Genomic DNA, 12,241 nt, shown 5'->3' with positions numbered 1-12,241 from the left:
GATTCTAGATTAAAGAAGTATGTGAGGCGCGTTGACTGGAGTAAACGCGCCTCACAATTATCAGGAAACCTTGGCTTCTTCGGTTTCGTAGCCAAGCTCTATTTCGCGCTCGGTAATAATTGCGCGCGCTGCATCCACAGCCGGACCCGAATAGGCAAGCGGGTAGCAAGCCTTCGCGTCATATGCCTTGGGCGAGGTGAATTGCAGTACACCTGGCTCGAGGAATACATGACGGTTGCCGAGATCAAGATAGGTCTCAGCCATGGCACCATTGGCCCAGATCACATCATGCTGCTCAAGTTCGATATGATAGTAATCGACTGGATTGAGTGTGATCGGCTGGCTGACGGTAGTCCCGTTGATCAAAAGTTTTGCCGGCACAAGAGATCCATTGACGAACATGCAATGGTCCGGCGAGACATAGAGGTCACGCGAGGGCATGTCTTCTGCAATCGCACCTGCAAGGATGCGAATTGGCAAATCATTGCGTGGCTTATCCAGTGTCTTTGGATCAATCGAACGGTTTCCAACCCACTTCACCGCAACAGCACCATTGTTGAGGCTGGAAATGATGGTCCCTGCCTTAAGGCGTTCAACCGCGATTTCGCCATCCGGAGTAGCGATCAATGTGCCGCGAACGAAGCAAGGTGTAAGGAAGGTCAGCGTGTCTGTGGCGTTGTTGTAAGTATAGGTGGCGCCAGCAGGAATGTCATAGGCAGCGAGCGGGATAAGCCCCCCCAAGCCGCCGAAAAAGGTAACGGTATTGCCCGTTTGCTGAACACTGGCCGATCCGATCACTGTAACTTCGTCGCCATTGTCCACGTTCACAATGTCTGGCGGGCTGCTCAGATTAAGATTCACGGCTCCAGGATCAAAGATGAACTGTCCATTGCCATTAGCATTCAGGAAGTCAACGGTTGTTCCGTCAAGAAGGGAGGCATTAACAAGCCCCGCATCAATTCTCAGGCTTGTGCCATCGCCAATCATATAGTGAAAGGTCGAGCCCGCAGTCACACCGGCCACATTCGTATCGACGACGAGATTAGCGCCATTCTGCAAGATGATGGTGGTGCTTGTCAGGACGCCGCCGCCGATAACGTTCGTCAGTTCAATGTCAACGCCGTCGATAATCAGTGTACCATTGGAGACCAGACCCAGTTCGAGGGTATCGCCATCCTGGGCACCGCTACCAGCGTCGATCGTCTGCGTGGTATTACTGATGAGATTGAGGTTAATAACAGCCATAGTTATCCCCGCTCCTGTTAAGAGTTAATTTTATCATAGTAATGCTGTCTAGGTCGGGATCAGAACTTGTAGTTCAGACCCACGCGAATGCTATGAAAGTCAGGTGATGCCCGTGTCGAAATACCTTCGCTTTCGACAGTATAATCGCCGAAGCTGACATACTGATATTCGAGCTTGGCGGTTAAGTGGTCCGTGAACGCATGTTCAACACCTGCACCGGCAACCCAGCCAGCACGGGTCTTGTCTTCGTTCATGAACTGATCACCATCGACAGACATCTTGTAGTTGATGCGGCCATAGGCCAAGCCGCCTGTGCCATAAACCATGGTGCGATCCCAGGCATAACCAAGACGGGGACGCAATGTGCCGTACCAGTCGATGCTCGATTTGGCGTGATAATCAACGCCAGATAATGTTCCTGATGTAGAGTCATCAAGGCCTGCGCCCTGGAAGTCGGCTTCAATACCGAGAACAAAGTTGTTCATCTGGTAGTTATAGCCGATCTGGGCACCGCCGATGAAACCATTCTGCTCAATCTTGCCAATGTTTCCAAGAAAAAGGCCATCGTCACGGACGCCAACGCGGTCATCGCCACCGAAACCGTAACCGGCATTCACACCCGCATAAAAACCTGTCCAGACAAAGCCCGGATCAGCTATCACAGCTTCGGGAGCAGCTTCAATGACAGCATCGGCGGCATGCGCGCCCCCCGAAACAACCAATGCCGACAAGAATAGACCGATAACGTTGGATTTCCGCATGAGATTCACCTTTGAATGTGCAACTTCAACTTATATTTGCACAGAATAAACCGTGGGAATACAATATAGTTAGGTCGGTAATGCTAAAGATATTCGTTAAATGTGCTTAATTGACGTAATTTGTATTGAACAAAATTGCGTTGGACTATTGAGCGTTCGCGGGCTGATTTTCTTTTGATTTGAAACGTTCTAATGGCGACAATGCCCGCTCGTTTTTAGCGTCATTTCCCGTATCGCTAAAGCGTTTTGCCGGGAGAGATTCTTCTGGAATCAACTCCATCGACCAATGAGCGATGGAACCTTCTATGGCCCCGCTTTCTGTGAACAGGCGAATTTCTATGGCTTCCCTGGCGCGCTCAACCCGAAATTGTGCCTCTGCAACAAACGACCCGGTTTGCACGGGACGAATTCTTATTTTGCTCAGCAACTCCGAGTTATGAATTTCGATGGTGAATATCTGGCCGTAAATCTCGCTGTCGATACGAAGTGAGAAACGGGCGGTCCATTGCCCGAGAGGCAGATGAAAATACGGGCCATAAACGACACAACGTGCCCGCCCCACCAACTCAATTTCGCTAACAATATTGGCACCCGCCTTGTCGTTAAGCAAAAAGGTTTGCAAGGGCCAAATTATATGTTGGTTACGGGTTCGCATAACCGAGCCATCGAGCGGCTTAAGAACGTCAAACGCTATCGCACGTATCTGAGGCGAAATCGTCCCGTTCTCGGCCCCAGGTTCCATGTAATGAGGATCAAGTTTTTTGGCTGATTCTTCGAATGTCGGAATGCGCGAAAGATCCGGCGCTGGTCCGGAAAAGTCGGTTCCCAGTTTTTCAAGACAACGGATAATTCCTTCCTTGGAAAGATTGATCCCAAGTATCCGGCAAAAATAGCCGAGTATTCTATGTATTTGCACCGAGCCCATTTTCTGCCGCTGCACGGCAAGGATCGATGGATGCGTGCGTATTTGAGATATGCAGGCAAGACTCGCTGACATGGCCCGTACCAGCGGAATATCAGTTGTACCCGTCGTTTTCGCCAACCAGTTTAAAGCGTCCATCACGTTTTCGGTGAAAACGAGATAAGGCGCTTTGGACCGCAGAAGGAAGGCGCATAGCTCATGATCCGGATAATGCGAGGTAATAACCATCGCTTCGCTGGTGCGGTTTCGCCAGGCATCCTGCAATTGCGGCAGGGTCTCTACTTTTACGGTGTTGCAGTCGCCATAGGCCTCGCAAGCAATAGCCTCGAGCGCAGCAGTGCCCCAGGAAAACATCGTGCCGGGCAGTCCAAAAGCGACGAAGAGTGTCATCTACCTCCTAACTCCCCAATAGATCTTCGTACAGTGTGGCGATCTTTTGCTGATAGCGTTCAGGCGAGAATTTGGCGGCCTGCGCCGGGCCAAGTTCTGCAAGATGTTTGCAAAGGTCCTGGTCGTTCGCAAGTGCACGCACCGCATTACGTAAAGATTCAGTATTGTAAGGGTCAATCAGGAGAGCGGCATCGCCGGCAATTTCCGGAACAGAACCCTCTGTGGAAGTCAGCACCGGTGTACCGAGTTGCATTGATTCCAGAACGGGCAGGCCAAACCCTTCATACAGGGAAGGGAACAGGACGGAGCGAGCGCCACGGATCAAACTGATAAGTAGATTGTAAGAGACGAAATCGAACCGGTGGATACGCCTGCCGGGTGTGATGCGATTATCCTGCTGAAGGAAGAAGCGAAAGCGGTCGTCTTCAATCAAAAGCTGCGTTTGATCGCCCTTCCAGCCCGGCGCGCCCACGATGATCAAAGGGTAATCGACTTTGGCCGAAAGATAGGCTTCGACCAGACGTGAAAGGTTCTTCTTCGGTTCAAATGCGCCGAAAAAGAGGAAGTATTTTTTCCAGTCCAGATTGAATATTCCGGCAATTTCGTCCGCAGCCACATCTTGCGGTTTTTCGCGCAGTTCCAGCGGCACGTGAACAGCCTGATAGGTATTGGTTATCCGGCTTTCTTCTACGCCGAGAAACCGGATAATGTCCTGCCGGGATGTTTCGGACACCGTGACAATGTGGTCAACGGATTTAACCAGATGCTTTAGCATCTTGTAGTGGTAGCGTTTGTTGTCCTCGGTAAGGTAGGGCAGGCGTAGCGGCACCAGATCGTGAATGGTGCATACATTCAGTGCTTTTCTGGCTCGCATCGGTATTGGATAGGTGCAATGAAGAAGATCGGGTCTGTGCGCAAATGAAAGCGGCAGACTCTTGCCGAAATTCTTGAAGTGATGCCGTGCCGTGGCAAACAGATCGTTGTTTGCGTAAAGATAATCCGAGTCCAAAACGTTGCCCTGCAGTGATTTCAGGATAACTGTCCCGGTCAGTTCAACATGGGTTGGTGTTAGGCCGAACGGTGCCCCAACGCGCCGCCGCGCCCAGCGTTTGCCCAGAGCTACGGGTCCCAACTTCCTGTTCGAATTATCGTCAAAGAGCACGACTTCGCGCAAGGCCGGATCGCGGGGCAATTTGCTCTGGACGCTGTGTACAATTCCGGTCTGGTGGCCAAGGCTCCGCACTGTCTGAATCAAACCACGGGTATAGGTGGCAACGCCAGTTCCTTTCTGCAGGGACAGATTTAGTCCGTCATAGAGGATGGTCTTGACCAAAGGCTGGATCCTTTTAAGTGATATTCAAGGCCCATGTCATGCGGGCTCTTTTTCCGAAAGCACGAGCAACCAATCCTGCCCATAATTCTGCGTTAACAACTCAGGGGCCGAAATCGGTTGAGCAAACCCTTCAAAATCGAGATGTCGAATAACTCCGTAAATGTTTGCAAGTCTTTCGATGAACTGGGCGGTATTGACCGACCGCGCGGCGTTGAATTCTATCACCATCATCGGCCGATGACGTTCTATCGTCTCCCCGATGGCGGAGAAAATGTCCTCTTCTGAGCCTTCTGCGTCGATCTTGATAAAATCAATACGCTCGAGCGGTGCGCACAACGAATCCATGGTAATAGACGGTATTTCGACCAGGTAACCGCCTTGCCGCCGAGCGTTCTCGGCATTGAAGTTGGCAGAAGCAACTCTCGCATTTTTGGGTTCATGTTCGTAAACGAACAACCTCGCGCTGGCGGACTCTGCGCCGCCAAGCACCTTTTCTATGACCTGGCTGTGCGCAGTGAACCCGTTAAGGTCGAGACTTCTTTTAAGAAAGTCTGCCGCATGTGGATTAGGCTCTATCGCGAGGAGTTTTCCTGTTTCTCCAACCAGGTCGGCGAGCAATACTGAATAATAGCCGAAATTGGCGCCAACATCGATGGCCGTCATACCTCGCCGGACATTGCGGGCGCAAAATTGTGTCAGCCAGATTTCCCAATAGCCGTCGAGCAGGATATGCGAGCCGAAACCCCGATCACGCGTATCGATATAAAGCTTGTATCGGCCAAGCACACGGGCAATTGCGGTGTGGTCTCCCAGATAGGCGCAGTTTGCCAGCTCAAGAACTGCGGCCTCGAGATCAAGCCGCTTCAATTTCGCTATCTCGTGCAGGTGAAGCAGTAATGGCATGCGCTATCTCATTCCAGTACCCGGTAGTATACAAAAACAGTTTTCACAGACGGCTGGCACTCAGACCAAGTGAGGTTGCACTCATTGCAGGAGAACTCACACCTTGGAAAATTGCCATGACTTTTTGCAGATCTGCACCCGCCGCATTGGCAACGTAAATCACGTCGCGCGGTTGGATTTCAAAACGCTGCATGGAAAGCATCACATTCGTGTCACGCATATTGAAGCGATAAACCACGGGAATGTATTCGCCCCTGCTGAGGAGCGGACTGCCTGCCGGTATGAAGTGTCTGGCGATAGACGCCAGCTCGTATCGCAAAACGAATACGCCGCTCGCATCCGCCCGCTGGTCATTTAGACCGGCGGATTTTGCCAAGGCATCAGCCATTGTTATGCGGGACGCGTCAAATGGAACTTCTGCATTGCGGCCAGCGGCGCCGAATACGAGAAATGTACGTGGTTCGCGCACCACTGTTATCAGATCACCGGAGCGCAAACGGACATTTTCTTCCGGGTTTTCCAGCATGACGTCGAAGGGTACGCGTGCGACGACGCCGTTGCGGGTTAAACCGACTATGCTGTCGCTTGCTGTCGCACGAAGGCCGCCAGCACTTGCGATGGCATCAAGGACCCGTTCGCCGGCACCTGTCAGCGATATTCTGGCACCCGCGGCCACCTCGCCGGTTACGGTCACTGCATTGGCCGTGCTGCGCTGGATGGTGACCAGCGCTTGCGGCTGAACTGCCTTGCCTTCAAGCGCCTTGGTTATCTGTTGTTCGACTTGTGTCGGTGTATTGCCAATGACCTTTATGCGGCCCGCATAGGGTACGGCGATCGTTCCATTGCCGGAAACCGTCTGGGGCGGAATGGTGGCTGAGCTGCCTGATGGCTGCTGAAACCCGGCCATGGTGATATTTCCGCCAAAGAGACTGCCGGGAGGCGCTTCCCAAATGTTGACGGCTACAACATCACCCACAGCGATGCGCAGATCACTGGAACGCGGCCCGGCGCCAAATTTGGCAGCAAGACTTGCCCGCGGACGGGTCCCGGCATAGGTCAATATATCCTTGCCTATGTCGACGAGGGCGTAATTCAGGTTGGTCGACGTCTTCCGCTGATTGAGAACGTCACCCGTTGTTGGCCCCGAGCGGGGGAGGCAACCGGAAACCGAAACCGCTATTGCCAGCATAAGTGGTAAAACGCTTATCCTGGCCAGGGTGAGTGGTTCTGAGGAAGGCAGGCTACGCAAGGTACAAACTGGCATTCGCAACATGTGTCAGGTATTCTTTTCATGAAAGCGCATCATTGCCGACGGGCTCATTCCATAGGCATTGCGGTATAGTGACGAGAAGCGTCCGGGATTGGAAAATTGCAGGTGGATGGCAAGATCCGTGACATTGCGAGCACTGCCACTCAGGATAGCCTCATGTGCCGCAGATAATCTGTACTCGCACAAAACATGCATCGGGCTTGTATCCCGATATTCCTTGAACATTCTCTGCAGCGCCCGCGCACTGCACCCTGCTGCATCTGCTATGTTGTCGAGCGTCACAGCATTATGGATATTTTCGCGCATAAATGCTTCGGCGCGCTGCAGATAGCGCGGTGATATCCGGCGACCTGCCAAATTGTTGAGGGTGTTTACATTGTCAGGTTTTGTCATGAACAGTTTCGCCAGCAGTAAGCGTTCATAGACGTTGGTCAGAACGTCTCGTGTCGAATTGGTCGCATTGGCGAGATCTTCACTGACGTAACACAGCGTTTGATACAGAGCTGCCGCACTACCGGAGCGAAAATCATGAAGAGGCGCGAAAGCCTGCTCCTGAAAATAGGGCCGGTGCATCAGGCGTTCGAAATATTCCCGCAGCGTGGTGACCGGCACCCGATAGGCTACCCAAGAGCTCCCGGGGTGGATTTTGGCTTTCACATCTGCCCGGTCGATGATGCTGGTTGCATTGCCGGCTACCAATGTCTGTATTTTTCTCTTTTTCATGTCGACCAGGTCAATAGTTCCTTTGATGACAAAGAGAAAACTGAGAGTGGATGAAGCTCCTTTGGAGATCATTTCTAGTCGGCCATGGGTATCGCCGTACATAATCGTGGTTTGTTGCAGTTTATAAAGGTTGCGACTGTAGCCAATATTGCCCTTATCATCGCTGTAAGAAGACCAACGCCACTTCTCATCCGGAGCCTCTGCATCCCGATCAGTATCATCTGCTACGGTCAAAGACCTGTAATCAGATTTACCTAGAGAATTGTCGTACATGTGTCCCCCAATTACCTAAACCGTGTTAACCAGTTTCATATGAAACCAATGTTCAGTTATCGAATTAAAAGGATTTATTTGCAATTTTAACAATATTATAAAGCTATATAAGAATAGCTTTATTCAAAACTCGTAAACAATCCGATTTACAACTTTCTCTCTTAGACACTGCTTCATCGCCTTACATATGGCAATATTTTTTTTTGAATAATACGCAGACAAAGTGATTTTAATCCAAGATGTTTGACGAGACATTACTTTTTGGCGCTTATAATACTTTATTGTCGCAAAATGTATGTTTGTGATCCGGTCAAAAACCGCGTGGATTTAAGAATGTAATATTCAAGTTTGAAACTTCGGGCGGATATTGGCCAAAAGAATCGCAGCCTATATTGCTTCGGCGCTTTACGTCCGACGCAATCTGTCCTGAGTGGGATGTCTCGTCAGAAAAGCGGTTTTACGCCTTCACGCCTGATTCTCAGGATTGAGAGGGGAGGCCTCTATCGCCGCCTGTATCGTTCGCGAGGTCACAGAGGGGCGCGCACGGTTAGCCGCATCGATCATTTCATTCGTCGGGTTACGAAGGACATCATAGACGATGGGGAGCGCAACATTGGCATAATCACGATAGGTTTGACGGATGAAGTCGGGGATTTTATCCCACTCCTGGCTACCGGTGCTGCGGTAAGCATGAATAGCCTGAGCTACTGCTTCAATAAGTTTTTCGTGTCCCGTCATGGTTCAATTCTCATTTTCGACCATACCCCACCACCGAAATGGTCACTCCTCAGATTAATTTAGTCCGCAATCGATTAATTATAGTGGGAATCGTTTATCTATTTTCAATATAGGCAAGCTTGTCTTTGCCAATTAACGCATAATATGGTTATTGTTGACTGGTTTAGATGGTGTCGCTTCAAGACGTTCTTCCACGAGCGATGCCTGCATTCTTTATTCATTTAAAGCTTACTCCTTGTGGAGTGCAATTATGCAGAAGCTCGGCCAAGAGATTATATGTCACGAGTGCAAAACCAGTCATATGACGGTTCCGATTGAAGAAGAGGACGAGGCGCCCGTGCATTGTTCCGAATGCGGTGCCTTAATGTGCTTCTGGCGCGATGTGGTTGCCGACGAGCCGCCGGCCATGAAAAAGGCATGAGTCCAGCAATCTGGCGCGCCAAGCTTTACAGTATTGGGCAATGAAAGCGCTCTCCCCATTTATTGTTCTTATCTGCTTTTCTGAAGTATTCACGCACAAATCAATTGTACAAAGTTAGCCCGCATTTTTGCGGTCTGTCATCCCCGATTTGAAAAATAGAAGGATGAACTGTCGCAGATTTGCGACAGTTCAGGACAAATTCCGAAATTCAATTATAGTGGCCCTTTGAATACGAAGAATGCGCCGCCACAAATCATGGCAAAACCGACAGCGTGGTTGATTGTGATTTTTTCGCCGAGATAAGCCACCGAAAAGCCTGCGAAGACCAGAAGCGTGATGACTTCCTGGATCGTTTTCAGCTGGGCTGCGGAATAAACCTCATGCCCGTAACGGTTGGCCGGAACGGCAAGGCAATATTCGAAGAAGGCGATCATCCAGCTGACAAGAATGACCAGCATCAAGGATTTATTGCCAAATTTGAGATGCCCGTACCACGCGAATGTCATGAATACATTTGATCCGAGGAGCAGGAGGATAGGACGGATATAATCGAAAGACGGCATGGAGGGTCTCTTTGGTTTGCGGGATTTAACGGTGATATCAGAGTACGGGTCGCCGGACGACGGGCGATAAGCGCCCGCTCCCGGTTTTTCCGGCACTGCATCTTTTGCGCAACGGATCAGAGATAGGAATTGAAGGCGACGCCGAGCAGATCGGTCTGGGTGACCAGCCCGAGAACATGGCGGGAATCGTCAATGATGATCACCGCATGGGTCTTGCCGTCAGTCAGCATGGGCAAAAGCTTCATGGCATGGTCGTCAGGCTTGGCAGTGACAGCAGCGGTGATTGACCCTTTGATTGCCGCCCCGGCATTTGCCAATTCGCGCAAGCCGATCGTGCCAAGCAGGCATCCTGAAAGGTCAAGAACGGGCAGGGCACGCACATTGTGTTCAAGCAGCAGGGTCCGCGCGGTATCCGCACTGGCATCCTCAGAAACCTTGATCACGTCACGTGACATGATATCGCTGCACAGCAGTGCCCGGTGCCGCCGTATAGCGGCCTGAACCTGCACTTCCCGCAGCAGAATATCGATATCGCTTCGTTCAATATCGAATGTCTCATCAAGTGCTTCCAGCGCGTTATCGACATCTTCGCTTTGAAAGCCCGAACGCAATGGGGCTGGCGGGTCCTGCGTCCCATGTATATTGGCAACAGGCGCGGCTGCCTTGTGTGGATAGGTTCTGCCAGCCAGCCTGTGAAACAGGATACCCAGCACAACGAGCAGCACGGAATTCAGCGCAACCGGCACGAATGGGAAGAGAAAACCCGCCGAAAGAACCGCTGGCCCGCCGATAACAGCTGTCAAAGCGGCAGCGCCACCTGGCGGATGCAGACACCGTGCCACCGACATCACTGCGATTGCACATGCAACAGCCAGAGCAACAGCCAGTTCCGGCTGATGTACGAAATGAGCCACTGTCACGCCGACCAAGGCGGAAATTGTATTGCCGCCGATGATTGGCCAAGGCTGTGCCAGAGGGCTGGCCGGAACGGCAAACAGCAGGACCGCAGATGCGCCAACAGGCGCGACGATGAGCGGCACGGCGGGGCCAGCACCGAACATGATGCCGCAAATCCAACCGGTCAGGCCAATGCCGATCAATGCCCCAATGCAGCCGATAATTCTCTCGCGCAATGTCGCCCCGGCGAGGATCGGCACGAAGAGACGAAACCGCTCCGTCCCATCCGGGCCTTTTGAATAGAAAAACTGGCGCATTTGGAAAATTCCGGGCGACTTTCGATATAATACCCGCATCTACGGCGGACGGGAGCCAATTAAAAGGGAAATAATTCTCTAAATCGGCGATTATCCGTAAAAACTTTTTCCCTTTGCCATGGTAACGAAATACCAAGGAAGCCCTGTCAGATTAGGAATATCGCGACTCGATATTTCCGACTTTTATCCAGTCACCCCATGATGGACTGAAAACGGCAGGACTCAATGGCTCAGAAAAAGCGCCGCACTCGTTCAACTTCGCGCTCTCCGAAGCGATCTTCCTCGCGGTCGTCGCAGCGTTGGTCTCCTATCGGGCTGCTGCTTGCAGTGGCGGTATTGGGTGGTGTCGGGTTGTTGGCATTCTGGACAAAGGAACAGGCGAAAAACCCATCTGCAACAAACACCAGATCCCCCGTGGCTACAGCTTCCAGAGCGCCGTCTGCGGTGCCCAGACCCGAGAAAGAGGTGAGGTCGCCGGCAAAAACAGCGCTTCGCGAGGAGAGCGGACGGACAGAGATAGCACGAGCGCCTGTGCCGCGACCTTCCGTTCCCGTGGGCGTGCCGCAACAAAATCCTGCTGCAACGAAGCCGACGCAGCAAGCATCATTGCAGCGTCCGCAGGGGCCCATTGGCAAAGCAATTGGCGAGCCACCGCGCGGCACCAATGTGCCGGGCATGGCGCCATCGGTAGTCTATGCTCGTGACAGGCTGGTATTACGGCGTAGCGCATCGCAAGCTTCCGCCTCGATAGGCTCTGTCGAAAAAGGGCGTGAAATGCGCTCCTATAGCAAAGCGGGCAAATGGCATCATATTGCAGTGCCGACAACTGGCATGATTGGCTGGGTGCATGAGGACATGCTGATAAAGGGAAGGCAGGCTCCCAACATATCAAGCATGACAACCGGCGCAATATACCGTGCACCTGCACAGGCAGTCTATCCTCCGCGGCCGGTGGGTGCGCAATAAGCCCGCGCCGTTCCTCGCGATTGTTTTTGGTTTTTGTCATTGACGCTCCTTCCAGGAAGTTCCGTCAATTAGAAAAAATAAACCTGCTCTCCATCATCTGAAAATCAGGAACCTCATCTGCCTATGCGGGTTAGTCTCTCAGGCGGCTGACAAAATGGTCGCGAAAGATGGAGGTTCATATGAGACGAATTGCACTCGTACTTGGCGCGGTTTCGATTGCCTCACTGGCTTATGCACAGGAGGCTCCTAAGCCGACTACAGAGTCTGAAACACCGGCAGTGACAACGCCGGATTCTACCAATCCTGCTGCGCCTGTCGCCGGAGAAAATAGCTTTACAGAAGCCCAGGCCAAAGAGCGCATTGAAGCCAAAGGCTACACTGCCGTAACGGGCCTCGTAAAAGGCGAAGACGGCATCTGGACGGGTACGGGCACTAAGGACGGCAAGTCTTTCGAGGTCAAGCTCGACTATCAGGGCAACATAACAGAGACCGCAAAATAAGGGCGTAAACCAGCTCAAG

General features: G+C 51.9%; 14 protein-coding genes. 3 read left to right on the top strand and 11 right to left on the bottom strand.

What is annotated here, in order from left to right:
• Positions 1 to 60 precede the first annotated feature (60 nt).
• The 8 genes from V9K95_RS16215 to V9K95_RS16180 form a co-directional block, all read right to left on the bottom strand.
• Positions 61 to 1,245 (bottom strand): Hint domain-containing protein, encoded by a 1,185-nt coding sequence (locus tag V9K95_RS16215; RefSeq protein ID WP_336441504.1) that lies wholly within the window; start codon positions 1,243 to 1,245, stop codon positions 61 to 63.
• A gap of 59 nt (positions 1,246 to 1,304) precedes the next feature.
• Positions 1,305 to 2,006: an outer membrane protein gene (locus tag V9K95_RS16210; protein ID WP_336441505.1), complete on the bottom strand. Its 702-nt coding sequence runs from the start codon at positions 2,004 to 2,006 to the stop codon at positions 1,305 to 1,307.
• 145 nt (positions 2,007 to 2,151) lie between these two features.
• A complete protein-coding gene (locus V9K95_RS16205; protein ID WP_336441506.1) occupies positions 2,152 to 3,318 on the bottom strand; it encodes a hypothetical protein in 1,167 nt (388 codons plus the stop codon).
• Positions 3,319 to 3,325: 7 nt separating this feature from the next.
• Positions 3,326 to 4,651, bottom strand: a complete 1,326-nt coding sequence (locus V9K95_RS16200; RefSeq protein ID WP_336441507.1) for a glycosyltransferase family 4 protein — start codon at positions 4,649 to 4,651, stop codon at positions 3,326 to 3,328.
• Positions 4,652 to 4,687: 36 nt separating this feature from the next.
• Entirely contained in the window at positions 4,688 to 5,554 is an 867-nt protein-coding gene (locus tag V9K95_RS16195; RefSeq protein ID WP_336441508.1) for an FkbM family methyltransferase, read from the bottom strand.
• 43 nt (positions 5,555 to 5,597) lie between these two features.
• Positions 5,598 to 6,827: a polysaccharide biosynthesis/export family protein gene (locus V9K95_RS16190; protein WP_336441509.1), complete on the bottom strand. Its 1,230-nt coding sequence runs from the start codon at positions 6,825 to 6,827 to the stop codon at positions 5,598 to 5,600.
• Positions 6,828 to 6,830: 3 nt separating this feature from the next.
• Entirely contained in the window at positions 6,831 to 7,820 is a 990-nt protein-coding gene (locus tag V9K95_RS16185) for a helix-turn-helix domain-containing protein (RefSeq protein ID WP_115055074.1), read from the bottom strand.
• A gap of 465 nt (positions 7,821 to 8,285) precedes the next feature.
• Positions 8,286 to 8,558, bottom strand: a complete 273-nt coding sequence (locus V9K95_RS16180; protein WP_115055075.1) for a hypothetical protein — start codon at positions 8,556 to 8,558, stop codon at positions 8,286 to 8,288.
• A 250-nt stretch (positions 8,559 to 8,808) separates the two neighbouring features.
• On the opposite strand from V9K95_RS16180, the gene V9K95_RS16175 reads away from it, so the two are divergent.
• Positions 8,809 to 8,979, top strand: coding sequence for a hypothetical protein (locus tag V9K95_RS16175; protein ID WP_336441510.1), 171 nt, complete (start codon positions 8,809 to 8,811; stop codon positions 8,977 to 8,979).
• Positions 8,980 to 9,191: 212 nt separating this feature from the next.
• Here V9K95_RS16175 and V9K95_RS16170 read toward each other — a convergent pair whose 3' ends face one another.
• The 3 genes from V9K95_RS16170 to V9K95_RS16160 form a co-directional block, all read right to left on the bottom strand.
• The gene (locus V9K95_RS16170; RefSeq protein WP_115055076.1) at positions 9,192 to 9,542 is read right to left on the bottom strand and encodes a DMT family protein; all 351 of its coding nucleotides are present in this window, start codon (positions 9,540 to 9,542) and stop codon (positions 9,192 to 9,194) included.
• A 116-nt stretch (positions 9,543 to 9,658) separates the two neighbouring features.
• Entirely contained in the window at positions 9,659 to 10,756 is a 1,098-nt protein-coding gene (locus V9K95_RS16165; RefSeq protein WP_336441511.1) for an HPP family protein, read from the bottom strand.
• 230 nt (positions 10,757 to 10,986) lie between these two features.
• Positions 10,987 to 11,433, bottom strand: coding sequence for a hypothetical protein (locus tag V9K95_RS16160; protein ID WP_336441512.1), 447 nt, complete (start codon positions 11,431 to 11,433; stop codon positions 10,987 to 10,989).
• Here V9K95_RS16160 and V9K95_RS16155 point away from each other — a divergent pair.
• Positions 11,432 to 11,722 carry a hypothetical protein gene (locus V9K95_RS16155; protein ID WP_336441513.1) on the top strand — a complete coding sequence of 97 codons (291 nt, stop codon included), beginning with the start codon at positions 11,432 to 11,434 and terminating at the stop codon, positions 11,720 to 11,722. The genes V9K95_RS16160 and V9K95_RS16155 overlap by 2 nt on opposite strands.
• 179 nt (positions 11,723 to 11,901) lie before the next feature.
• Entirely contained in the window at positions 11,902 to 12,222 is a 321-nt protein-coding gene (locus V9K95_RS16150; RefSeq protein ID WP_336441514.1) for a PepSY domain-containing protein, read from the top strand.
• Positions 12,223 to 12,241 lie beyond the last annotated feature (19 nt).

It is taken from the genome of Phyllobacterium sp. CCNWLW183 (assembly GCF_037203775.1).
Classification (GTDB): Bacteria; Pseudomonadota; Alphaproteobacteria; order Rhizobiales; family Rhizobiaceae; genus Phyllobacterium; species Phyllobacterium ifriqiyense.
The sequence above is the reverse complement of the archived record's forward strand: the minus strand, read 5'-3'. Positions and strand labels throughout refer to the sequence as shown.